Source organism: Ectobacillus soli (genome assembly GCF_042610425.1).
In the GTDB taxonomy this organism is placed as follows: Bacteria; Bacillota; Bacilli; order Bacillales; family Bacillaceae_G; genus Ectobacillus.
On sequence record NZ_JBGJZM010000002.1, the window covers coordinates 46,084 to 68,214 of the forward strand.

The 22,131-nt window shown below is 38.4% G+C and carries 26 protein-coding genes; 10 read left to right on the plus strand and 16 right to left on the minus strand.

Annotation, left to right across the window (positions count from 1 at the left end; all coding sequences use genetic code 11):
• Nucleotides 1-317 precede the first annotated feature (317 nt).
• The gene (locus tag ACAN53_RS12065) at nucleotides 318-1,124 is read left to right on the plus strand and encodes a DUF4352 domain-containing protein (protein ID WP_379970365.1); all 807 of its coding nucleotides are present in this window, start codon (nucleotides 318-320) and stop codon (nucleotides 1,122-1,124) included.
• A 40-nt stretch (nucleotides 1,125-1,164) separates the two neighbouring features.
• Here the strand turns inward: ACAN53_RS12065 and ACAN53_RS12070 are convergent, their stop codons facing one another.
• The gene (locus ACAN53_RS12070) at nucleotides 1,165-1,338 is read right to left on the minus strand and encodes a hypothetical protein (RefSeq protein ID WP_379970366.1); all 174 of its coding nucleotides are present in this window, start codon (nucleotides 1,336-1,338) and stop codon (nucleotides 1,165-1,167) included.
• 113 nt (nucleotides 1,339-1,451) lie between these two features.
• Between ACAN53_RS12070 and ACAN53_RS12075 the strand changes: the two genes are divergently transcribed.
• Nucleotides 1,452-2,096 (plus strand): ABC transporter ATP-binding protein, encoded by a 645-nt coding sequence (locus ACAN53_RS12075; protein ID WP_379970368.1) that lies wholly within the window; start codon nucleotides 1,452-1,454, stop codon nucleotides 2,094-2,096.
• Nucleotides 2,093-2,869 carry an ABC transporter permease gene (locus tag ACAN53_RS12080; protein ID WP_379970369.1) on the plus strand — a complete coding sequence of 259 codons (777 nt, stop codon included), beginning with the start codon at nucleotides 2,093-2,095 and terminating at the stop codon, nucleotides 2,867-2,869. Before ACAN53_RS12075 ends, ACAN53_RS12080 begins: the two co-directional genes overlap by 4 nt.
• 46 nt (nucleotides 2,870-2,915) lie before the next feature.
• Here the strand turns inward: ACAN53_RS12080 and ACAN53_RS12085 are convergent, their stop codons facing one another.
• Complete coding sequence (locus ACAN53_RS12085) at nucleotides 2,916-3,215, minus strand: YuzD family protein (protein WP_379970370.1); 300 nt, start codon at nucleotides 3,213-3,215, stop codon at nucleotides 2,916-2,918.
• A gap of 126 nt (nucleotides 3,216-3,341) precedes the next feature.
• On the opposite strand from ACAN53_RS12085, the gene ACAN53_RS12090 reads away from it, so the two are divergent.
• Entirely contained in the window at nucleotides 3,342-3,578 is a 237-nt protein-coding gene (locus ACAN53_RS12090) for a NifU family protein (protein ID WP_379970371.1), read from the plus strand.
• Nucleotides 3,579-3,943: 365 nt separating this feature from the next.
• Here the strand turns inward: ACAN53_RS12090 and yutH are convergent, their stop codons facing one another.
• Nucleotides 3,944-4,948 carry a spore coat putative kinase YutH gene (gene yutH / locus ACAN53_RS12095; protein ID WP_379970372.1) on the minus strand — a complete coding sequence of 335 codons (1,005 nt, stop codon included), beginning with the start codon at nucleotides 4,946-4,948 and terminating at the stop codon, nucleotides 3,944-3,946.
• 145 nt (nucleotides 4,949-5,093) lie between these two features.
• Here yutH and ACAN53_RS12100 point away from each other — a divergent pair, with 145 nt between their 5' ends.
• Nucleotides 5,094-5,588 carry a phosphatidylglycerophosphatase A family protein gene (locus ACAN53_RS12100; protein WP_379970373.1) on the plus strand — a complete coding sequence of 165 codons (495 nt, stop codon included), beginning with the start codon at nucleotides 5,094-5,096 and terminating at the stop codon, nucleotides 5,586-5,588.
• A 213-nt stretch (nucleotides 5,589-5,801) separates the two neighbouring features.
• Here the strand turns inward: ACAN53_RS12100 and ACAN53_RS12105 are convergent, their stop codons facing one another.
• Genes ACAN53_RS12105 through ACAN53_RS12125 form a run of 5 tightly spaced genes read right to left on the minus strand, consistent with a single transcriptional unit; the run spans nucleotide 5,802 to nucleotide 9,135 of the window.
• The gene (locus ACAN53_RS12105) at nucleotides 5,802-5,984 is read right to left on the minus strand and encodes a transcriptional regulator (protein WP_379970374.1); all 183 of its coding nucleotides are present in this window, start codon (nucleotides 5,982-5,984) and stop codon (nucleotides 5,802-5,804) included.
• Nucleotides 5,981-6,289 carry a DUF5345 family protein gene (locus ACAN53_RS12110; RefSeq protein WP_379970375.1) on the minus strand — a complete coding sequence of 103 codons (309 nt, stop codon included), beginning with the start codon at nucleotides 6,287-6,289 and terminating at the stop codon, nucleotides 5,981-5,983. The genes ACAN53_RS12105 and ACAN53_RS12110 overlap by 4 nt, the downstream gene beginning before the upstream one ends.
• Complete coding sequence (sigY, locus tag ACAN53_RS12115) at nucleotides 6,282-6,812, minus strand: RNA polymerase sigma factor SigY (protein WP_379970376.1); 531 nt, start codon at nucleotides 6,810-6,812, stop codon at nucleotides 6,282-6,284. Before sigY ends, ACAN53_RS12110 begins: the two co-directional genes overlap by 8 nt.
• Before the next feature lie 21 nt (nucleotides 6,813-6,833).
• Nucleotides 6,834-8,429: a hypothetical protein gene (locus ACAN53_RS12120; RefSeq protein ID WP_379970377.1), complete on the minus strand. Its 1,596-nt coding sequence runs from the start codon at nucleotides 8,427-8,429 to the stop codon at nucleotides 6,834-6,836.
• On the minus strand, nucleotides 8,422-9,135 hold the full coding sequence (locus ACAN53_RS12125; RefSeq protein WP_379970378.1) for an ABC transporter ATP-binding protein: 714 nt from the start codon (nucleotides 9,133-9,135) through the stop codon (nucleotides 8,422-8,424). The genes ACAN53_RS12120 and ACAN53_RS12125 overlap by 8 nt, the downstream gene beginning before the upstream one ends.
• 215 nt (nucleotides 9,136-9,350) lie before the next feature.
• On the opposite strand from ACAN53_RS12125, the gene ACAN53_RS12130 reads away from it, so the two are divergent.
• The gene (locus ACAN53_RS12130) at nucleotides 9,351-10,994 is read left to right on the plus strand and encodes a putative polysaccharide biosynthesis protein (RefSeq protein ID WP_379970379.1); all 1,644 of its coding nucleotides are present in this window, start codon (nucleotides 9,351-9,353) and stop codon (nucleotides 10,992-10,994) included.
• Nucleotides 10,995-11,029: 35 nt separating this feature from the next.
• Here ACAN53_RS12130 and ACAN53_RS12135 read toward each other — a convergent pair whose 3' ends face one another.
• Both ACAN53_RS12135 and ACAN53_RS12140 read right to left on the minus strand, forming a co-directional pair.
• Nucleotides 11,030-11,800, minus strand: coding sequence for a TIGR01457 family HAD-type hydrolase (locus ACAN53_RS12135; protein ID WP_379970380.1), 771 nt, complete (start codon nucleotides 11,798-11,800; stop codon nucleotides 11,030-11,032).
• A gap of 111 nt (nucleotides 11,801-11,911) precedes the next feature.
• A complete protein-coding gene (locus ACAN53_RS12140; RefSeq protein ID WP_379970382.1) occupies nucleotides 11,912-12,352 on the minus strand; it encodes a DUF86 domain-containing protein in 441 nt (146 codons plus the stop codon).
• A 162-nt stretch (nucleotides 12,353-12,514) separates the two neighbouring features.
• Here ACAN53_RS12140 and glpX point away from each other — a divergent pair, with 162 nt between their 5' ends.
• Together glpX and ACAN53_RS12150 are read left to right on the plus strand one after the other, a co-directional pair.
• Nucleotides 12,515-13,486 carry a class II fructose-bisphosphatase gene (glpX, locus tag ACAN53_RS12145; RefSeq protein ID WP_379970383.1) on the plus strand — a complete coding sequence of 324 codons (972 nt, stop codon included), beginning with the start codon at nucleotides 12,515-12,517 and terminating at the stop codon, nucleotides 13,484-13,486.
• Between the two features lie 12 nt (nucleotides 13,487-13,498).
• Nucleotides 13,499-13,768 carry a DUF3055 domain-containing protein gene (locus tag ACAN53_RS12150; RefSeq protein WP_379970384.1) on the plus strand — a complete coding sequence of 90 codons (270 nt, stop codon included), beginning with the start codon at nucleotides 13,499-13,501 and terminating at the stop codon, nucleotides 13,766-13,768.
• A gap of 40 nt (nucleotides 13,769-13,808) precedes the next feature.
• Here ACAN53_RS12150 and ACAN53_RS12155 read toward each other — a convergent pair whose 3' ends face one another.
• Nucleotides 13,809-14,108, minus strand: a complete 300-nt coding sequence (locus ACAN53_RS12155; protein WP_379970385.1) for a YutD family protein — start codon at nucleotides 14,106-14,108, stop codon at nucleotides 13,809-13,811.
• Nucleotides 14,109-14,224: 116 nt separating this feature from the next.
• Entirely contained in the window at nucleotides 14,225-15,124 is a 900-nt protein-coding gene (gene lipA / locus ACAN53_RS12160) for a lipoyl synthase (protein ID WP_379970386.1), read from the minus strand.
• Between the two features lie 163 nt (nucleotides 15,125-15,287).
• Here lipA and ACAN53_RS12165 point away from each other — a divergent pair, with 163 nt between their 5' ends.
• A complete protein-coding gene (locus ACAN53_RS12165; protein ID WP_379970387.1) occupies nucleotides 15,288-16,277 on the plus strand; it encodes a M23 family metallopeptidase in 990 nt (329 codons plus the stop codon).
• A gap of 258 nt (nucleotides 16,278-16,535) precedes the next feature.
• Nucleotides 16,536-17,840, plus strand: a complete 1,305-nt coding sequence (locus ACAN53_RS12170; RefSeq protein ID WP_379970388.1) for an Nramp family divalent metal transporter — start codon at nucleotides 16,536-16,538, stop codon at nucleotides 17,838-17,840.
• A gap of 44 nt (nucleotides 17,841-17,884) precedes the next feature.
• Here the strand turns inward: ACAN53_RS12170 and yunB are convergent, their stop codons facing one another.
• From yunB to sufB, 4 genes are all read right to left on the minus strand, one after another.
• Complete coding sequence (gene yunB, locus ACAN53_RS12175) at nucleotides 17,885-18,652, minus strand: sporulation protein YunB (RefSeq protein ID WP_379970389.1); 768 nt, start codon at nucleotides 18,650-18,652, stop codon at nucleotides 17,885-17,887.
• A gap of 50 nt (nucleotides 18,653-18,702) precedes the next feature.
• On the minus strand, nucleotides 18,703-19,005 hold the full coding sequence (locus ACAN53_RS12180; RefSeq protein ID WP_379970390.1) for a YunC family protein: 303 nt from the start codon (nucleotides 19,003-19,005) through the stop codon (nucleotides 18,703-18,705).
• 78 nt (nucleotides 19,006-19,083) lie between these two features.
• On the minus strand, nucleotides 19,084-20,499 hold the full coding sequence (locus ACAN53_RS12185; protein ID WP_379970391.1) for a bifunctional metallophosphatase/5'-nucleotidase: 1,416 nt from the start codon (nucleotides 20,497-20,499) through the stop codon (nucleotides 19,084-19,086).
• A gap of 225 nt (nucleotides 20,500-20,724) precedes the next feature.
• Complete coding sequence (gene sufB, locus ACAN53_RS12190) at nucleotides 20,725-22,122, minus strand: Fe-S cluster assembly protein SufB (RefSeq protein WP_379970392.1); 1,398 nt, start codon at nucleotides 22,120-22,122, stop codon at nucleotides 20,725-20,727.
• Nucleotides 22,123-22,131: the final 9 nt, after the last annotated feature.

The following is a 22,131-nucleotide window of genomic DNA, read 5'->3' on the forward strand; positions in this document are numbered from 1 at the left end:
CATTTTCTTGAATCAAAAACCATCAAAACCCTTGATAAATCAAGGGTTTTTAATTTTACGGTTCAAAATATAGTTACTGAAAATTAAAAATTGGACAGATTTTAGGCGTTTTTTTACAATCCTTCCAAACAATCTCTTCAATCTTCTACCATTTACTCTCCCATAAGGTAAGCCTATTCATTCGGTCCGCACAATCTTAAAGTAAATTTTAAATCTTATATAATTTTCTTAATAAAACCCTCACTTTTTTAACGAAAATGTAAGATTTATGCTGTTATAATTATCATTGTAATTATTATGAATTAGGGGGATATTTTGTGAAAAAGTTACTACTAATTATTGTATCAATCTGTATCGCATTATCAGCTGCATGTTCGAAGAGCGCTTCAACTACATCTCAAAACAATAATGATAGCAAGGTTTTAGCTAAAGAAGATTTTGCCAAAATGCACTCTGATCCTAAAAGCTATAAAGGATACAGCGTAGATTTTTATGGAAAGGTTTTTGTACAACCCGAAAAGGATAAAGAAGGCACTATGCTACAGGTTTGGGCGGATGCGAATAACTCATTAAATACGATTGTGGCCATTAAAGATACGAACACCGATTTTAAACAAGGGGATATTGTACATATAAAAGGGTCTGTTACTGACGAAACATCTGGTCAAAACGCCTTTGGCGCTACAGTAAAGGCCCCAGTTGTATTAGCAAAAAGCGTTGAAAAATCAGATTACGCAACAGCTTTTGCACCTGCAAAGAAAACAATTGATGTGAACCAGGAACAAAATCAGAATGGGTATAAGCTTGCTGTTAAAAAAATAGAGGTAGCAGATAATGAAACACGCGTCTACGTATCAGTGAAGAATGAATCCAAAGTAAAAGTTCATTTCTATAGCTTTAATACAAAGCTAATAGATAACGGAAAACAAAACGAAGAAACTAAAAATTATGATGCCAAGTATCAAGAAGTACAAGCAGACATTTTACCAAGTCTTTCATCAGATGGAGTAATAGTTTTTCCAAAACTCTCTGCGGATAGTGGACAAGTACAATTATATGTAGAGGCTTCATCAGATGATTACTCAAATAGACTTCAACCTTTTACATTCGATATTAAATATTAGTATAAATTTTTTAAAAAAACTCTATAGTTGCAGAACTTTTTTAATGCGGTAAAACACTTCGAATCCATGTGGAAATGGTAGCACTTGTTTCTTCATTATGCTCAGCTACATAAGATTCGTTTGTGCTGATATCGGTATGATGCTCATGCACTTTTATTTGTTCAAGAGGAACAACTGAAATCAAATTTTTCGTATTATCCGTTATAAATACCATAACGGATAATACATTACCTCGCATTTAATGCGGGGTTTTTTGTTGTCTAACAGAATATATTGTATCAATAGCGAGTCTCCTTCATAATAGACATGACGAAGGAGGCATTTTTTATGTTTCAACTACAAAACGTGAAGTACAAGCATATTTTACATATTCCAGCTTTATCAATTCGCGAAAAAAAAGTAACTTGTATTATAGGTGAAAGCGGGAGTGGAAAAACGACTTTACTTAAGCTACTTAATGATATACATTCCCCTGATAGCGGGAGCATTTTGTATCAAGGCAAGCCCCTCTCCTCCTATGATCCTATTTTGCTTCGTAGAGAAATCATCATGCTTGGTCAAACACCGCCTATATTCGAAGGAAGCGTAAGGGACAATCTACTCATCGGACTCCGTTTTTGTGAACAAGAGGAAAAAGACGATGAAGCGCTTCGCCTTGCCCTTTCCCATGTACAATTAGATAAAAAACTAGACGAGGAGGCCGGTGCATTATCAGGTGGGGAAAAGCAACGATTAGCGTTAGCCAGACTTTCCTTGATGAATCCAAATGTCTATTTACTAGATGAGCCTACTTCCGCTCTCGATGAACAAACAGCGCGCTCAGTTATGCATCAATTTATAGAAGATGCGAAACTACTTCAAAAAACAGTCATTATGATTACGCATTCGCGTACGCTTATGCAAGAAGAAGCCAATGACATAATTGAAATTGACAAAGAGCACCGAATTGCGCGAAAGGAAGTTGTAAGATGAAAGGTATTATTACGCTTCAAATTTGGCAGCTATCAGCTGCATACATCTTTATTTTGATTTTGCTTGGTCTCGTTCGGTGGATGGGGATTGCAAGAGAAAAAGAAATAACGATTGCAACCTTTCGTATGACAATCCAGCTTGTTCTCGTCGCTTACATCTTGACATATGTATTTGATAACAGCAATCCATTCTATACCGTACTTATTATTTCAATCATGCTGACATTTGCGATTATTAATGCTTGCAAACGGGTAAAAGTGCCGCTTTCTAAGTCTTTAAAGCAAATTATTGCCCTTTCTATGATTGGCGGGACGCTTGTACCACTCTTATTTTTCATTTTCGTTGTTATTGGACATTCCCCTTGGTATGAACCACAATACGTTGTACCAATAGCGGGCATGATTATCGGAAATGCTATGACTGGTGTTTCACTTGGTGCTACTGCTCTTGTAAGCGGAATGCGAGATAATCGCAGTAACATCGAGGGTGCGCTTATGCTCGGCGCGACTCCAAAACAAGCAGCTAGACAAGTCGTAAAGCAAGCCTTTGATACAGCTATTCTACCAACGATAAATAGCATGGTTGGGATGGGTATCGTAACGCTCCCTGGGATGATGACTGGACAAATTTTATCAGGCGTTTCACCGCTTATCGCCATACAATACCAAATTGCCATTATGCTTGGTATTACAGGCAGTGTATCTTTCACAGTCATTGCATTGGTCCAGCTTGGCTATCAAACTTTTTTTACAAAACGGGCGCAATTAAAATAAGAAGCTTGTATACGCAAGCTTCTTATTCTATATATTATTCTTGGCTCTACAAGCACTTCTCAATCTCTGCATATACGTCCTTTAATCTTGGATTTCCTTCTCCAACGATCGTTTCATTCACCAATACAACAGGATAAAATAAGTCTTCGTCGATCACTCGCTGTGAAAAGGTGCGTTTTTCTTCATCCTTCTGTGGATTGAAAATATCAACATATTCAAATTGAAATGAGTTATTCGGATATTTACGACCAATGGCTGCCTGTAGCCATTCAAATGTTTCAATTGAGGATGGCATTCCTACACAGCTTGCACATGTTACTTCCGCTCCGTACACACTAATTTTCATTACATCAATTCCCCTCATATAGTATCCAATGTTTTCATATTACAAATAATTAAAAACATAAATGCATTCGTTCGCTTTTTCTCCATATCCTGATTATAATAAAACTACAGAAAGGAGTCGATATAAATGGATAACGAATCAATTTTAAATGAAGTTCAAGAAGTACTAGATAAATTACGCCCATACTTGCTTAGAGATGGCGGGGACGTAGAATTAGTCGACGTAGAAGACGGCATCGTGAAATTACGTCTTATGGGAGCATGCGGCAGCTGCCCAAGCTCTACCATTACCCTAAAAGCAGGTATTGAACGTGCACTATTAGAAGAAATACCAGGAATCGTAGAAGTAGAACAAGTATTCTAAAGAAAAGCGGAACCGGCTTGTTCAGCTCCGGAGGGCAGAAGTTCTCCGCACAAAAAGGCGCTTTTTGCCTTTATGGGCGGAGGTTTTCTGACCGGAGGAGCTAGCCGGTGCAGCTAGACACCAAGAAAAGCGGAACCGGCTTGTTCAGCTCCGGAGGTCGGTGGTTCTTCACCTAAAAAGGTGCTTTTTGCCTTTATAGGTGAAGGTTCTCCGGCCGGAAGGAGCTAGCCGGTGTAGCTAGACACCAAGAAAAGCGGAACCGACTTGTCCAGCTCCATAGGGCAGAAGTTCTCCGCACAAAAAGGCGCTTTTTGCCTTTATGGGCGGAGGTTTTCTGACCAGAGGAGCTAGCCGGTTTCATTCATTTATTTACGAAACCAATCAATTTCGCGAATGCCTAGTTTTTCAGTAGGCAGACGAACGTGACTATAAAACGTACTCAAAAATTCTTCCATTCTTTTTGTATCCTCCACAATTGTCTCCAATTGATCCGCATAATAACTTCTTTTTTCTTCGGTACGTGCTAAATAGTATCCTTCCACTGCTTCAAAATAAGGAAGGGGGAATAACAGCCTTGCGTACAGTAGTCTCCAGCCAAACGATGAGAGTGGTTGCACAGTCTCATAATCATATATAAATTGAAGAATGGTATCTGGAAACGTTTCTGTGCCCTGTAAAAAAGTGTGACGAATCCACTCTGCTATATCTCTAGTTCCATGATCGTACACCCATTCAGTAGGAATCTTCAATCGTTTCGTGGCAGACCATGTTTCTGAAGTGAAACGTTCTTGGCAAATCGTAGCCGCATCAGAGTGCTGAGGCTCGTCGTCAAGTTCCGTATCAACAACATATTGAATTGCATTTTCTGCTAAGCCCAAATAATAAGGAAATGAATCAATAAACAATGTTTCAAACGCTGCTTCAGGATGATTAGAGAGCCTACCTTGCCAAAATTTTTCAAGCTGATCTAACCTTTTTTCCCAGAGGGATTTCCATTGTCCGATTCGGCTCAAATGCTCTACCTCACCAGGGTATAACCTTCCTCTTTGATGAAGAATAGCTAATTCCTTGGCCTCCACGGCTTGCTGCCGCTCGGACAATCTTGTCCCTCTTAGCAAGCAATAGGATTCCTTTTGTATGTCGCTCACATAATAACCTTGCATATTGGGTATAAATGTTACAACAGAGAGATCCCCCTGTTCAGAAATGAAATCACTTAGTCTTTTCATCTCTAACAGGTCTTCTTCTTGAAAAGTCCCGATTGGAACGAGAACGTATACTTTATTTCGTATCCAAAAACTTTTATAATTTCCTAATGTAACAAGTTCATTTACTTGCAACTGATAGTAGTCAAATAACTCTTGTATCATATTTTCACCACCCTGCTATTATGTATATGAGCTACATTTTTGCTTCATTAGCCATTTTCTTATTCAAATTGATCGTAAAAATGCAACTAGCTTTACCAAGTGGCAATATCTCTATAAATTAATAATAAGAAGAAAAGGTGATAGAATGACAACAGGTAATGAAATTGAAAAAAAAGCATTGGAATTACTGCAACAACGCGGGGTAAAAACAGAGGATATTGCAGAGCTCGTATATTTTTTACAGGAAAAATATCATGAGAATTTATCAATGGAAGAGTGTCGATTCAATGTAAGCCGTGTATTAGCAAAGCGTGAAGTACAAAATGCAATTGTAACCGGTATTCAACTCGATATGCTAGCTGAAAAGCAGATGTTAGATGAACCATTGCAAAGCATCGTAGCACGTGATGAAGGATTGTACGGCATTGATGAAGTCATTGCACTTTCCATCGTAAATGTATATGGATCAATTGGCTTTACGAACTTTGGCTACGTGGATAAAGTAAAACCAGGAATCTTAAAATATTTAAATGACAAAACGACCGGTTATATCCATACATTCTTAGACGACATCGTTGGCGCCATTGCAGCTGCTGCATCTAGCCGATTAGCACATCACGCGGAAAATGAAGAAGGATAAAGTGAAACTTCCATCAGTGGGGGTTTTCTTCATCCCCCACTGATGGTTAGCCCGACCAATCGGGCTTTTACGGGCAGTTTGACCCCCACTTAGTCTTTTTTGATTTTCTACAGCCTTGAAGTGGGGGTCTTACTGCCCACAAATAGCGGGATAAATACAACAATGGCGCAAAAGGGATACATTCTTTCCTTCTTGCGTCATTTTCCTCTACCTTCATTTCTTCTTATTTTTTCTCATAATAAGAATATAATATATAAGAATGGGAAACGGAAATTGTACTAAACCAACAATCCCCCAAAACCATGCATGCAATCCTCTCTTTCTTGCATCTACGAACAAAAAGATTCCTTGCGAAAGTAATATAATGGCTAATAAAACAATTTGTAATTCGCTCATCTTCCATCCCACCCATTCATCTGTTTGCTATTTTTCTTGTCAAAATATGCTAAGATGGGAAGGAAAACAACCACAACTACTTGCAAGACTATAACAAGCACAACTATTTTTAATAACGCAAAGATAAATCCTGTGAGCAACATTATAGCTGCTACTATGAATATGGATATATCATGTTTCATTTTGACATTTTGCAGATGTTCTTGCTCGCTTATTTTTATCAATATGTCTTCAATCGTTACACTCTGTATTGGTATACGGTCAAGTTTTTCCATTTCTATTTGAAAAGAAGTTCGTTCATTCATCAAGTGTTAGCTCCTTTCTTACATATGCGATGCCATAGTGTACGCGCGACTTGATTGTCCCACTTTTCTCCATCATCATTTGTGCAATTTCATCGTACGAATACCCATAGTAATGCTTTAATAGTAAAGCACATCGCACGTCTGGTTTCAGCTTACTAAAGCTTTCCATCGTATCCGACCAACGCTCATTGATAGATTGAAGCTGCCAAGTAAGCTGATGTTTCCCAGCTTGTTGTTGCTGATTTATCCATTCCCTTTCGCGTTTCTTTTTACGCAATAGGTCAAAATATGTGCGGGTTGCAATCGTAATTAGCCAGGAAGAAAAGGAAGAAGATGCATCATACTTGGTAATATGGAAGAACCCTTTCATCATCGATTCCTGAATAATATCCTCCGTTGTTTCATGATGTAACGTCAATTTCAATACATACCGATACAAAAACAAGTAGTGCATCTGAAAAAGCTCTGCAAATGCTTCTTTGTCTTTCTGTTTTGCTCGTTCAATTAACTCCTGTTCAGACATTGCGAGTTCATTAGCTCCCTCCTATAATTGTCGATAAAGATTAACTCCTTTTGTTTTCAGCATATACCATACAATACCATTGGCTGCCACTAGAACGAGGAGCAAAACACTAAAAAAGAAAAGAACATTTTGTGGTTGAAAAATCATATAACAGCCAATGGACAACAAGGCAACACCAAAGCCAAATAGAAGTGAGAGCATAACACTTGCACTTTGTTTTACGACAACTGTCTGGGAATCCCATATAAGTTTTGGATTATACAAATTAATTAAAAGTCCACTACTTGCGATTAATAGTGCATAGAAAGACGGAACTACTAATAGCAGAATGGAAGAGCCAAATGATAAATGAAAGGTTACACCTACAATGACTGTATCTATTAGTAACAATGGGATAATCACAATTAAATTGACTGCAATTTTACTTTTAAATATAGTGAGCGTATCAATTGGTAATGATTTTGCAATCCAATACGTCTGTCCTTCAATCGAAATGGAACAATTAGTTGTACTACTTAAACATACTGGTAGTGAAAAGATTGCTATAAGGATAGGAAGCTCCATGTTAGCAACAGATGATACACCCACCACTTGTTTTAAAAGATCTATTCCTACAATGGGAGTCAATATAGTGAAAAAGGTAAGCAGAACCATACCAAACCACGTGTTTAATACGTATATATAAGAACCAAAGTAACTTCGTAGTTCTTTTCTGAATAAGGCATGGAAAACCCCTCTAGTTTTTAGTGCCGTCATTTGATACGTATCTGCTTTATAGGTTTCCGTCATTTGCGCATTAATGGACATAAATCCTTTCGAAAATAGGGCAGTAAATAGCACAAAGGGAACGATGTTTATCCCAACAAATAGTAACAGATCACCTACTTGTAAATTCTGTAATCCTTGCATAAATAGAGCTGATGGAATCAAAATGTATACTGTTTTTTCTATAATAGGCAATAAAGTTGTTTGGGTAGCCGAATTTGCATTTATAAACCAAGAACTTGTAAAAATAGCTAATAATAAGCCAAAAGACCCAATTAATAAAACCATATTGTAGGAGCGAAATTTAGTAGCAATCTTACCTAACAGAAAGGATACGAATGCTCCTATCATCATAGGAAGAAACGGAATAAAAAATGTCATTATGAACGCAAGTACATAAAAGAATAGGTTTGCATTCGTTTCTATGCCGTCAATTACAACAACTGGAATAGCAATCAGTAACGACATGATGTAATGCATCAAATACAAAAACAACATTTTACTTAGCAAGATAGCGGTTGGTTTTACTGGCAATGCCAGTAATAAATTAAAATCTTTAAAAGCTAACAAATAGCCAGGCATCATATATAAGCAGGAAAAAAATATAACAATCCAAGAAATAATAACTGCAAAGGCAAGATAATACTGGAACGCACCAATTGAATGCAGGAGCTGTGCAAAGCCATACATATAGCCAAAGGCTATCAGAAGTGCAAATAGCCCCCCCATTATTAAAATAGTGGTTAAGAGTGCAATACGTGCTTTTTCACTTTTTACTTTACTTCTAAAACGTTTATTCAAACCGAGGGATTGGAGCATGTTTGCTTTAAGCAATATCAATAGTTCATCCATGATTCGTCAACTCCAAAAATAGACTTTCTAATGAGCCATTTCCCTTTACTTGTTGTGTTTCACCACTTGCGATAAGTTGTCCATCTTTAATAATAGCAATTTTATTGCATAGTTTTTCCACTACCTCAAGCACATGAGAGGAGAAAAAAACTGCCGTTCCATTTTTACAGTATTCTTTCATGAGTTGCTTTAACTGAAACGCTGCCTTTGGATCCAATCCTACAAACGGTTCGTCTAGTAATAATAATTTAGGTTGGTGAATCAAAGCTGAAATAATGGCCAACTTTTGCTTCATTCCATGCGAATATGCGGACAATAAATCCCCTAAGCGTTCCGTAATCTCAAATAGATTTGCATATTGTTCAATTCGCTTTTCACGTTCGCGTTTAGGAATTTTAAAAATATCAGAAATAAAGTTTAAATATTGAATACCCGTCATATTCTCGTATAAATCCGGATTATCTGGAATATAGGCAGTTACACTTTTGCACGCTATTGGGTCGGATTTTACGGATTTACCATCAATATATATATCTCCTTCCGAAAATTCGAGTATCCCTGCGATGCACTTCAATGTTGTCGTCTTCCCCGCACCATTTGGTCCTATAAACCCATAAATATCACCTGCTTCTATCGTTAGATGGATATCATGAATCGCCTGCTTACCGCCTTTATATGCTTTAGATAAATGTTTGATTTCAAGCACTGCATTCCCTCCTTTAGTCCCTTTACCAATAGTACGTTTCAAGTGGACAAATCGTTCATTTTAAATGCACTATGTTACAAAACTACTAGTAATAAGTGGTGTTCACCATTTTGAACTTTTACATCTTAAAGGATTTAACATATACTTATACTTGTTTCTTTTTATACACAAAGAGCGTATACATACGCTTATTCGAAGCAAATAGGGTGAAAAAGGTGTCTAATTCAAAAATATTAAAAGGAACGATGCTTCTTAGCGGAGCAACGATGATTTCTCGCATTTTAGGGTTTATTTACTTCTTTCCGTTTCAACTATTGGTCGGAAAGGAAGGAGTCGCGCTATATTCATATGCCTATTCTTGGTATGGGATTCTACTAAGCTTCTCCACAGCCGGTGTACCAATTGCCGTTTCGAAATTTGTTGCACGGTACAATGCACTTCATGATTACAATACGAGCAAAAAACTCTATCGCTCGAGTTTAAAATTAATGCTACTACTTGGATTTATTGGCTTTGCGATTTTATATTTCGGAGCTCCTTTCGTATCAAAGTTAATTATTCGTTCTACAACACCAGAGCCAGGATTTGTGGAAAATGTAACCTTAACGATGCGCGCGCTTAGCTTCGCACTTATTATTGTCCCTGCCATGAGTGTTACACGCGGATATTTTCAAGGCTTTCAACATATGAAGCCAAGTGCAGTATCTCAGGTAATCGAACAAATTGCCCGTGTTCTATTTATATTAATCGGAAGCTATGTCGTATCAAAAATATGGAAAGGCTCTATTGCTTCTTCCGTTTCTGTTGCAACCTTTGGGGCAACGGTGGGAGCGATTGCTAGTGTGGCCATTTTACTCTACTACTGGAGAAAATATAATGGACTAAAGCCAAAACCGGGTGAGAGAAAAACACGTTCTTCCTATGTTCCGTTGCCAAATATGTATATGGAATTGCTTCGTTACGCAATACCGATTGTATTTGTAGGAATCGCCATTCCTCTTTATACATTAATTGATCAATACACCGTTGCAGATACTTTAAAATCTACGGGTATGCCGCAGGAACAAGCAAATGGTGTATTTGCTTATGTAACAAACTATGCGCAAAAATTAATTATGATTCCTGCTTCGTTAGCAACTGGCTTTTCATTAAGTGTTATACCAGCTATCACTCAATCGCATACGATGGGCGAAACAGAAGAACTCAAGCAACAGATTGCGAAAATTTTTCAAATTCTATTATTATTTACAATTCCAGCTGCCGTTGGATTAGCTTGTATTTCCTATGATGCATTTCGCATTGTGTATGTGAACCCACAAGTAGCATTAGAAGGTTCTCCGTATCTATTTTCTTATGCACCGTCTGCTGTATTTAGTGCCATATTTACGGTAGCCGCTGCAATATTACAAGGAATTGATTATCAAAGGAAAACAATGATGGCTTTTTCCATTGGAATTCTTGTGAAACTCCTTTCGAATATTCCACTTTTATATCTATTTGGTGGGCACGGTGCAGTAATTGGCACAATCCTTGGTTATGCTGTTTCGGATGTCATTATGGTGTATTGTATTATAAAATATACTCATTTTGATTATATAAAAACCCGGAACGTTATTATTCGAATTTTACTTTATTCTTTGATTATGGCTGCCGTCGTAACGATTGTCCGTCTTCTTCTTACATCGTTTATTCCGGGTCAATCCTATATGAAATCCTTACTTATTGTCATATTCTGTGGGGGTCTAGGTGGAATTTTATTCTTGTGGTTGTCCTTACGCGATACTGTCACATCAAACATACTAGGAGCGCAGCTACAGCGTATTCCAATTTTCAAACGTTTCGTCAAAAAATCACAGTAAGAATAAGCCTGTTCAATAGAACAGGCTTATTCTTATCATAGTTTCTCTAACCAATCCGTCAACGAATGCACAACATGAGTTGGCTGCGTTTCATAATTTGTTAATTTCTCTACTGTCGTTACGCCCGTATGAACGAGAAGAGTGTCCATACCCGCCCGAATTCCTGCTAAAATGTCCGTGTCATAATTATCGCCAACCATTACGGTCTCCTCACGCTTCGTTCCAATTACCTTTAATGCTTGGTCCATAATAATGGCTTCTGGCTTTCCAATAAATATCGGATTTACCTGCGTGGAAACGGCGATAACCGATGTTAACGCTCCGTTCCCTGGCAACATGCCATGCTCGGTTGGGAGCGCGATATCTCCGTTTGTAGAAAGGAATGTTGCTCCATTTCGTACAGCTAAACATGCCTTCGTTAGTTTTTCATACGTAATCTCACGGTCAATGCCAATTACCACATAATCAGGATGTTCATCCGTAAACGTAAATCCCTTTTCTATTAAAGCCTCTCGTAATCCTTCCTCACCAATCATATATACAGAAGCCTTCGGTTTACGTTCTATCATATAGTTTGCAGTTGCCATACTTGTAGTAAAGACATGCTTAGGTGTAGCTGGAATATCTAAACTCATTAATTTTTTTGCCACTTGCTCTGGCTTACGCGAAGAATTATTAGTTACAAATAAATAAGGAATGTCCTTCTTCACTAATGCTTTTATAAAGTCACTGGCTTCTTCAATTTTCTCTTCTCCGCGATACATCGTACCATCTAAATCGATTAAATACCCTTTATATGTGTTCATCCTCGTTCTCCTTTTTTAATAGGCTACTATCCTATGATAATCGATTTGAAGGTAGAAAAAAAACGCTTCGACTGAAGCGTTCTTGTTTTGTCACCTTTTCATTATACCCGCTTATGAATTACTAAAAGCAGATACTGGACCTAGTTCTTGCTCTAGGTAGGTACGAATACGAGCAGGATAGGCTTGTATAGATTGTAGGTTTTCATTTACAACGGATACAATTTGATCATGGTCTATATTCATATACTCCTGCATCAGCATTTTCCGAAGTTTAATTACTTTTTTCAACTGTTTGCCTTGCTCATCTAATACAACTTTTTCATCCATCAAAATATCAATAATATCATCATAGCTACCAGGGTCTCGCATAATAAAGCCATCAATCATGCTATTTCCAACATCTAGAATAGAATCTACCATAAGAAGTGCTATGCGTTCTAACGCCAGCTTTTCTATCGGAGTTGTGTATAGCTTAGCATTGGTAAAAGTAGCGGTTACTTCTTCTAAGCATTGAAGCATGAGCTCAATTCTTTTTCGATCTACGAAGTACATCAAATCACTCCTTACTAGGAAATTAAAGCCTTTTCATACACCATTCATCTTTATTCTACTTCTTTACCAGAAAAAAATCGACTTCTTTCAATTTTATCTTTTATAACATCTCTGTTATAGTAGTAATGTTGGATTTTTTTCTGAAATTGGAGGAATGTCACCTTGGATCGTGAACTTGCATTAGAAATTGTTCGTGTAACAGAAGCTGCTGCTTTAGCTTCCGCCCAGTGGATGGGACGGGGAAAAAAAATGGAGGCAGATGGTGCCGCTACTTCTGCAATGCGCACTATGTTGGATTCTGTAAATATGAACGGAACAGTCGTCATCGGTGAAGGAGAGCTCGATGAAGCACCGATGTTGTATATTGGAGAAAAGCTTGGAACAACAAATGGGCCGGATGTAGATATTGCAGTCGACCCGCTTGAAGGAACGAATATTGTTGCAAAAGGTCGTGCAAATGCGATGACAGTTATTGCCATTGCAGATAAGGGAAACCTATTGCATGCACCTGATATGTACATGGAAAAAATTGCAGTTGGACCAAATGCAGCTGGAAAAATAAGCTTGGATGATCCAATTGAAAAAACAATAGAAACCGTTGCTAAGGCAAATAACAAACGAATTCGTGATTTAACTGTTATCGTGCAAGAACGGGAACGTCATGACGAAATAATTGAACGTATACGTAATAAGGGCGCTCGTGTTAAACTATTTAGCGATGGAGACGTAGGGGCTTCTATTGCTACCGCTATTCCTTCTACGGGCATTGATTTATTCGTTGGCATCGGCGGCGCTCCTGAAGGGGTTATTTCAGCTGCAGCGTTGAAATGTCTAGGTGGAGAAATGCAAGCACGACTCGTTCCCATGTCAGATGAAGAAGATGCTCGCTGCCGAAAAATGGGTTTAGCTAACCCACGACAATTGCTAAAAATGGAAGATTTAGTGGCTGGTGAAGATGCTATTTTTGCAGCAACTGGAGTATCTGACGGGGAACTTCTTGAAGGGGTTCGGTTCCTTGGCGGAGATTTGGCGGAAACGTATTCCATCGTAATGCGTGCAAAAACAAGAACGGTACGATTCATACGTGCCCATCACCATTTAGATCATAAGCCGTATTTAAATCTAAACATATAAAGGAGAGGGAGTATGGGAGAACATTTTTTTCTGTATGATGATACAGTTGTAACAAAAACACGTTTTGTTAGTTTTATGGGGGAAAATGTACGACATGATTTAGCTCTAGTCTACTCAGATCACTACTACAATAAAGTACTTGTCCTTGATACCCAACGCAATAATTTTGCAATTATTGGACCTGATGACCTAGAAGAACCTGGGTATATCGAAGCAGCTTTTAAAGTAGATGAAGAAATAGCAAACGAACTTCGTGAATTCCTTTATGAGGCAGTTGTATAAAATAAATAAAGAAGAGACCAAATGGTCTCTTCTTTATTTATTATTTCTTTACTTTCTTCAAAACAAAGTATGAACACCCAAAGTTACAGTACTCATATAAATACTCCGATAATGTACTAATGCGGGTATCATAAGTTGCGCGCTGATTGCCATCCTCAAAAAATCCACGAAGACGAAGCTGGTTATAACCCCAGTCTCCTACGATATAATCATATTTATTTAAAATATCTGCATAACGGTTCTTAAACGCTTCTTCATTAAAGGCGCCATGCATTTCCTCAACTACTTCATAAAGTATGTTATTAACAGTCGTGCTTTTCTTCACCTCATGCTTTTCCATCTTACATTATTCCCTTCTAAACAACTTTATCCTAATCCTATCATAAACGGAAGCAACCAACAATTTCTAAATTAAAATAGCATGAGATAACCAATCCTACTTCTAACAAGTTTTCGTCATGACTTTGCTACTCGACTTTTTTCCTGCGCAGCCTCCACTTGTTCATCCGCATGATAGGAGGATCGTACAAGTGGACCTGCCTCACAATGACTGAATCCTTTGCTAAGCGCTATTTCCTTTAACTGTGCAAATTCAGCAGGTGACCAATACTTTTCCACCAGCAAATGCTTTTTCGTTGGTTGTAAATATTGACCAAGTGTCACGATATCAACGTGATTATCACGCAAATCGTCCATAGCTTCCAAAATTTCTTCCTTTGTTTCACCAAGTCCTATCATAATACTTGATTTAGTAGGAATAGTCGGCTGCATTTCCTTGGCGCGGCGCAAAAATTCAAGAGAACGATCATATTTTGCCCGTGCACGTACTTGATCTGATAACCTGCGTACCGTTTCAATATTATGGTTTAAAATATCCGGCTTTGCATCCATAAGAATTTGTAGGTTTTCACGAACACCACCCATATCAGATGGAAGTACTTCGATGGAAGTAAATGGGTTTTTACGTCGTATAGCCCGGACCGTTTCTGCAAAGATACGCGCCCCTCCATCCTTTAAATCATCGCGTGCTACAGCTGTAATGACGACATGCTTTAGATTCATTTGCAGCACGGAATCAGCAACACGCTCTGGCTCTTGTAAATCTAGTTCAGTTGGTAAACCTGTTTTCACTGCACAAAAACGACATGCGCGTGTACAGATATCCCCTAGTATCATAAACGTAGCTGTGCGGCGCACTGCCCAGCATTCATGTATATTAGGACATTTCGCTTCTTCACATACTGTATGTAACTGTTCCGAGCGCATCATACGCTTTAAATTTTTATAATTGTCATTTGTATTTAACTTAATTTTTAACCACTCTGGCTTACGTATATGTTCATTTGACTGTGTCATTTTATCACCTAAACTTTCTAAACGTATAAGTGTTACTAACTATATCATACTAATTATGTAGAAAGGAAGATAGCGCATTATAATTTCCATCTATTTACTATGATGAAAACAAGCATATATCCCACAATATAAGTAGAGACGCCTGCGGAAAGGACTTGATAATGTGCTAAAGAAATTGGTTCTTATTATTTGTATATATGTACTTGTTCCCCTTGAAGTAGCAAAAGGTGAAAGTGATAAACAGACTATTTTTACTGAAAGAATGGCTTTATATAAGGAAATGGAAGCCGTATCACTTGTACCATGGCAATACTTTGCAGCCGTAGATCAATACGAACGTAATGTAAGGGCCGTACGAAAAGATATTCCGAAAAAGGAAACAGGTGTCATTAGTATTTATTTTAAGCCAGAGATGTGGTCAGGCCTTGGGAATCCAAATGAGCATGACCGAAATCCATTTACGATTGGATTATTTGGTGGTATGGGTCGTGATGGTGACGGCGATGGCTACGCCGATCAAACGAATGATAAAGATACGCTGTACACGATGGCTACAATTTTGAATCACTTTGGAAGCGATAGAGATCACATTAAGATTATGCTTTGGGAACATTACAAACGCGGAAAAACAGTTGAAATGATTACCCAATATGCAAATATATATAAGCATTACAACCGATTAGACATCGAAGGGAATGTATTCCCTCTTCCTATTCGTAGCAATCATAGCTACCGTAGTACCTTTGGAGATAAGCGAAGCTTTGGTGGACGCCGCATGCATGAAGGAACAGATATTTTTGCTCCTTATGGTGTACCCGTTCGATCCACATGCTTTGGAACCATTGAACTTAAAGGTTGGAATCGCCTTGGAGGATGGCGCGTTGGCATTCGTGATATGCAGAATAATTATCACTATTTTGCACACTTAGGAGGCTTTTCTAAGGAGCTACGTGTTGGACAAATCGTCGAGCCTGGAACAGTAATTGGCTATGTAGGGAGCACGGGTTACGGACCACCAGGTACTTCAGGTAAATTCCCGCCGCATCTCCATTATGGACTCTATAAAGATAACGGCATCTCCGAATGGGCATTTGACCCTTATGCACATTTATCTAACTGGGAACGGCAAGAAAGACAAAAGAAGAAGCGTTAACCAAATCATACTGACAGCACTAATTATGTGCTGTTTTTTATATACGATTAATTTGCACTAGGGAAAAAAATGTAGCCTTATAAAATTTTTTGGCACAAATACATACAAAGTACTTGTATGAAGTTAGCAGTATGGCATATGATAAAGATAGCAAAAAATCATATATTATGTCATTACTGCAATACGTTCATTAAAAGAGAGTCAGAAAACGCCTTATAAAGAAAAATGCGTCCCATGCAGGCAAAGAGGAGATGAAGTATGGTGAGTGAAATTGCAAATAAGCTTTCACGCGATAATCAAAAAGCTGTTACCGCTGCGAACGATTCCATGTCCGGAAAGCGCAAGGGTCTCGCTGCCCTTCTTCCTTTCATCGGTCCCGCATTCATTGCTGCTATTGCGTATATAGATCCAGGAAATTACGCCACGAATATAGCAGGTGGATCACAGTTTGGATATAAATTACTTTGGGTTATTGTCATTGCAAATCTAATGGGAATTCTGTTTCAAAACATGTCAGCAAAGCTCGGAATTGCGACAGGAAGAAGCTTACCAGAGCTTTGTAAAGAGTATTTCCCAACTTGGCTTTCCTATGTTATGTGGATTTTTTCAGAGTTTGCAGCCATGGCAACAGATTTAGCTGAATTTCTAGGAGCTGCCTTAGCATTAAACCTATTGTTTCATATGCCTATGATAGCAGCTGTTATTATAACAGGATTGATTACGTACGCGATTGTTGCATTAGATCGTTTCGGATTTCGCCCATTAGAAAAAATCATTGCCATTTTTGCTCTATCCATTAGTTTATGCTACTTAACCGAAATTGTTCTATCTCATCCATCTGTTTCACAAGTAGCCTATCATAGCGTCGTCCCTTGGATTGGTGGCAAAGATAGCATTATGATTGCAGTTGGGGTAATTGGTGCTACGGTTATGCCGCACGCCTTATACCTTCATTCGGGATTAACACAGAAACGAGTCATTGCGAAAACAGACGTTCAAAAGCTTCGTATCCAAAAATTTAGCACGATTGAAATCTATATTGCAATGGGATTAGCAGGTCTCGTAAATATATCCATGATGGCCATGTCAGCTGCCGTATTTTATAATTCTGGCCATACAGCTGTTGGAAGCATTGAAACTGCGTATCAAACGTTAACCCCTTTGCTTGGTTCTGCGTCTGCCGCTGTGTTTTTAGGTTCATTATTAGCATCTGGCTTATCCAGTTCAGCAGTTGGCACGATGGCTGGTCAGCTCATCATGCAAGGATTTGTTGGGTTTACTATTCCTCTATGGATTCGACGTGTGGCTACGATGCTACCCGCCTTTATCGTAGTCACAATAGGATTAGACGCAACGAAAACCCTTGTATTAAGTCAAGTTATTCTAAGTATCGTCTTGCCGATGCCAATTATCGCACTCATCTACTTTGCTAGACAAAAAGAGTTAATGGGGATATTGGTAAACAAAAAAGTAACAACATACATTGCAATTCTATGTGCTGCCATCATTGTCTTATTAAATATTGTTCTGTTATATGAAACGCTGTTTGATTTTGTAGGGTAAACAAAGGCAACCGAATCTTTACATGAGATTCCGTTGCCTTTTTGTTAGGGCTGCTTCGAATTCGGCATTGGCAGTGCCGGAGATCCCCCCTCTTTACTTCCGCTGTAATAATACGGAACTTCCCCTTGAATCACACGCATTGCAATAGGTACATCGGTTGTAATCACAGTTTCTTTGGATTGAAATGGAATAATTACTTGCATGGTCACATTCACTTCTAGAGCAATATCTACCATGACATTGTTAATTCCATATGGCTTTACATCCCGTTTTATATTCGTATGTACATCCCCAATCGTTGTGAAAGACACCGGAATCTTCGGTCCTAAATTCCCAATTAATGCATTATTCGTAATTTGCCCTAGCGGAATTGCAAATACTGCTCCATTTCCCTCTTTTTGCTTCAAGGTAAGCATGGTCTGATCATTCAGTCCAAGCTTCTCCATATCTCCTGTTTCTGCTAACCGCAAATATTGTTCAATCGATGCCGTTGTGGAGGAAGAGATTCCGTTCACAATCTCTGGATTAAAATCAATTGTTGTCACTCTACCTTGATTATCACGTTCTACTGTCATTAACTTATCAACAGAAAAGCCAGATTGAACTTTATCCTGTACCGCTTTTGTAATAACAACTGTCGCTAATCGCTTTGTCTGCGACTGAGCGTACAGCATAAGTGTTGGCGTAATACTTCGACTAATAATCCAAAGACCTTGCAGCGTTAAAAGTAAAAAAATAATAAATGAAATGAGTAATACATATCGAAACGGGAGCGGCCCTCGCCGAAATCGTGACGTACGAAATACACGCAAAAAAATCCCCCCTTCTCACTTCATATGTATGCAAGAAGAGGGGACATTATCTAAATCATTTTCATAAGTGCATCTTTTCCAATCATTCCCGTGCAAATGCCACGGCTTTCTGCCTCAAAGGTAACCGACTCAAGCGGTGCATCTAGCAGCTCCTCAATCGTCCGAACTCCTACCGCTCTAGCTGCAAGAATTCCACGATCCTTTAATTTATTATTTAATAAAGCTACATCAAGAGCACCACACATTATATATCCTTTATCGGTCGTAACCGCTAATAGATTTGTCTTTGGTAACTTCACTGTAACTGCAAGAAAAGTATGTCCGTTAATACAAATTGGCTCTAGACTCATCATGACATGCTCACACTCCTCTTCTCATCCTAAGAATTAGCAACATTTCCCTTTATCTTTATGAAGTAGAAGAGTAGTTTGTTACGATTTTACAGAATGACTCATTTCAATAAGCTTTTCCTTTAATACATCACGTAATAACTCTGGCATATAGTAGTGCTTTTCTTTTGCCGTTAAAAACTCTGGAAATAAATATCCGAACGAAAACATATCAACTGTGCCAATGCTATAAAAACGATCCGATTCTAGCGGTTCTCCGTTAATAAGAACTTCCTGTAGCAGTATTTTGTTACCAGGGATCGTATCGGGTATGATTTCGACACCTTCATAAATCATTTTTCCCATCACCTTGCCTCGAAAACCGAGTCCCTTTACTTCTAAATGCTCCGTCTGCTCGCGGCGTGCTTTAATGATAACCTCTCGTAATGTCTTTCCGTTTACCACAAGCTTACATGGATTAATCGGATGCGGACAAACGCGGTGAATATCTCCCCTAGTTACAATTCCTTTAGGCAGGGATTCTAATAAAATACCGGCATTGACCATACCAATATCCGCTGTGCACCATTCTTTCAAGGAAGCTGCAAGCAGCTTTGAAAAAGGAGTACCTGCAAACCAATCTACAGCTAAATCTTCCTTTAACTCCACAACTTGTTCATCCATGATTTGTTCACTTTTTGTTTGAAGCTGGGCAAGCGAATTTCCGTAATCCTTCCAACCTAGAAGCTGATTGGTTGCCAAAGTACGAGCGTTCATACGTGTAATTTTCTTCGTATTGCCATCGATACCAATTTGCACATGTCCAACGTATTGACCCCATTTTCCCACGCAGCAAAGTAGTGTACCATGTAGCTCTAATCCTCTTTCAAAGAAATGATGGGTATGGGCTCCTAAAATTATGTCCACGTCATAATGCTCTGCGATATACTCATCTTCATTCCGTCCCAAATGAGAAAGTAGCACAACAATATCTGCCTTCTCTCGTACCTCAGCAAGAGCCTGTTCTAATGCAAGATGAGGATCCGTTATATTCCAGCCTAAGAGCGAATAAAAAACGGGATACGCCACTGTTACACCAACAAATGCTATCGTTATTCCATTTTGAAGAGTACGCAATTCATAGGGCTTTGCCCATTTAGGGCGCGTGCCATCCATGTAAAATAAATTTGCTACGAGTACTGAAAAATGTGCGTCCTCATACAAATGGTCCAAATCATCTTTCTTTAGTGTAATCCCTTCATTATTTCCTATCGTAGCAAAATCATATTTTGCTTCATTTAACAGCTGTACATTTGCTTTCCCTGCAGTCGCTTCCGAAATAACATGAGAGCGATCCACATGGTCCCCTATATCGAGCGTAAACACTTCTTCCCCCATATTTATAAGTCGCTCTTTTTCCTGACGTATAAATTGAGAGATTGGTTTCCAATTTTCAAAGTGGCTATGTAAATCATTCGTATGATACAGATGTATCATAACCTCTTGGTCTCGTTTCAAAAAAACCACTCCCCTCATTCAAGAGTTTATTATTCCTCTTTATCTCTTACCAAAACATATAGCTTGTACGCTACAATAGCTTCTATTACTTTATGAGCAATCATCCCTAATTATTATATACACTTGCAAATAGTCCTTCTTCACCATTATACAAAGAAGGGTCTGCTTATAAAAGCAGACCCTTCTATTTTATCTTTTCCTATCAACAAGAAATGGGTAAGGCCATTAACCGATAGAACCTTCCATCTCGAACTTGATAAGACGGTTCATTTCAACTGCGTATTCCATTGGAAGTTCGCGTGTGAATGGTTCGATGAAGCCCATTACGATCATTTCTGTTGCTTCTTGTTCAGAAATACCACGACTCATTAAATAGAATAATTGCTCTTCTGATACTTTCGACACTTTTGCTTCATGCTCAAGCGAAATATTGTCGTTTAAAATTTCGTTGTATGGCACAGTATCAGAAGTAGATTGATTATCCATAATTAACGTATCACATTCAACGTTTGAACGAGAATTCGTTGCTTTGCGGCCAAAGTGAACAATACCGCGGTATGTTACTTTTCCGCCGTGCTTTGAAATTGATTTTGAAACGATCGTAGATGATGTGTTTGGTGCAAGGTGAATCATTTTTGCTCCTGCATCTTGGTGCTGTCCTTTACCAGCGATCGCAATTGACAATGTTAAACCACGTGCGCCTTCGCCTTTTAAAATAACGGCTGGATATTTCATCGTTAATTTCGAACCGATGTTTCCGTCAATCCATTCCATCGTTGCATTTTCATCGCATGTTGCACGCTTTGTAACAAGGTTAAATACGTTATTTGCCCAGTTTTGAATCGTTGTATAACGGCAGTATGCATTCTTCTTAATGTTAATTTCAACAACAGCACTGTGTAGAGAATTTGTTGTGTAAACAGGTGCTGTACAACCTTCTACATAGTGAACATGTGCACCTTCATCAACAATAATAAGTGTGCGTTCAAATTGACCCATATTTTCAGAGTTAATACGGAAGTATGCTTGAAGAGGTGTATCAACCTTTATTCCCTTTGGAACGTAGATGAAAGAACCACCAGACCAAACTGCAGAGTTTAAAGCAGCAAATTTATTATCAGTAGGCGGAATCGTTTTTCCAAAATGCTCACGGAAAATATCTTCATTTTCTTTCAATGCACTGTCTGTATCTTTAAATACGATACCAAGTGCTTCTAAATCTTCTTTCATGTTATGATAAACAACTTCTGATTCGTACTGTGCAGAAACACCGGCCAAATATTTTTGTTCTGCTTCCGGAATACCTAGCTTATCAAAAGTTGATTTGATTTCATCTGGTACTTCATCCCAAGACTTTTCGGATTTCTCAGACGGCTTTACATAATACGTAATTTCATCAAAATTTAGTTCTGATAAATCGCCACCCCATTGAGGCATGGGAAGCTTATAGAATGTATCTAAAGCCTTTAAGCGAAAGTCTAACATCCACTTAGGTTCCTCTTTCATTCGAGAAATTTCCTCTACGATTTCTTTCGTAAGACCTCGTTTAGAACGGAAAATCGATACGTCCTTATCTCTAAAACCATATTTATAATCGCCAATATCAGGCATTTGTTTAGCCATGTCTTATCC

Excerpts from the sequence above, each read along its gene's own strand:
- ACAN53_RS12170 (WP_379970388.1), top strand. The coding sequence starts at position 16,536 with ATGGTGAGTGAAATTGCAAATAAGCTTTCACGCGATAATCAAAAAGCT.
- yutH (WP_379970372.1), bottom strand. The coding sequence starts at position 4,948 with ATGATACAAGAGTTATTTGACTACTATCAGTTGCAAGTAAATGAACTT.
- ACAN53_RS12135 (WP_379970380.1), bottom strand. The coding sequence starts at position 11,800 with ATGAACACATATAAAGGGTATTTAATCGATTTAGATGGTACGATGTAT.
- lipA (WP_379970386.1), bottom strand. The coding sequence starts at position 15,124 with ATGACACAGTCAAATGAACATATACGTAAGCCAGAGTGGTTAAAAATT.
- ACAN53_RS12105 (WP_379970374.1), bottom strand. The coding sequence starts at position 5,984 with ATGAGCGAATTACAAATTGTTTTATTAGCCATTATATTACTTTCGCAA.
- sufB (WP_379970392.1), bottom strand. The coding sequence starts at position 22,122 with ATGGCTAAACAAATGCCTGATATTGGCGATTATAAATATGGTTTTAGA.
- ACAN53_RS12150 (WP_379970384.1), top strand. The coding sequence starts at position 13,499 with ATGGGAGAACATTTTTTTCTGTATGATGATACAGTTGTAACAAAAACA.
- ACAN53_RS12120 (WP_379970377.1), bottom strand. The coding sequence starts at position 8,429 with ATGGATGAACTATTGATATTGCTTAAAGCAAACATGCTCCAATCCCTC.
- ACAN53_RS12085 (WP_379970370.1), bottom strand. The coding sequence starts at position 3,215 with ATGAAAATTAGTGTGTACGGAGCGGAAGTAACATGTGCAAGCTGTGTA.
- ACAN53_RS12070 (WP_379970366.1), bottom strand. The coding sequence starts at position 1,338 with ATGGTATTTATAACGGATAATACGAAAAATTTGATTTCAGTTGTTCCT.
- ACAN53_RS12075 (WP_379970368.1), top strand. The coding sequence starts at position 1,452 with ATGTTTCAACTACAAAACGTGAAGTACAAGCATATTTTACATATTCCA.
- ACAN53_RS12100 (WP_379970373.1), top strand. The coding sequence starts at position 5,094 with ATGACAACAGGTAATGAAATTGAAAAAAAAGCATTGGAATTACTGCAA.
- ACAN53_RS12110 (WP_379970375.1), bottom strand. The coding sequence starts at position 6,289 with ATGAATGAACGAACTTCTTTTCAAATAGAAATGGAAAAACTTGACCGT.
- ACAN53_RS12155 (WP_379970385.1), bottom strand. The coding sequence starts at position 14,108 with ATGGAAAAGCATGAGGTGAAGAAAAGCACGACTGTTAATAACATACTT.
- sigY (WP_379970376.1), bottom strand. The coding sequence starts at position 6,812 with ATGTCTGAACAGGAGTTAATTGAACGAGCAAAACAGAAAGACAAAGAA.
- ACAN53_RS12090 (WP_379970371.1), top strand. The coding sequence starts at position 3,342 with ATGGATAACGAATCAATTTTAAATGAAGTTCAAGAAGTACTAGATAAA.
- ACAN53_RS12080 (WP_379970369.1), top strand. The coding sequence starts at position 2,093 with ATGAAAGGTATTATTACGCTTCAAATTTGGCAGCTATCAGCTGCATAC.
- ACAN53_RS12180 (WP_379970390.1), bottom strand. The coding sequence starts at position 19,005 with ATGATGAGTCTAGAGCCAATTTGTATTAACGGACATACTTTTCTTGCA.
- ACAN53_RS12140 (WP_379970382.1), bottom strand. The coding sequence starts at position 12,352 with ATGTACTTCGTAGATCGAAAAAGAATTGAGCTCATGCTTCAATGCTTA.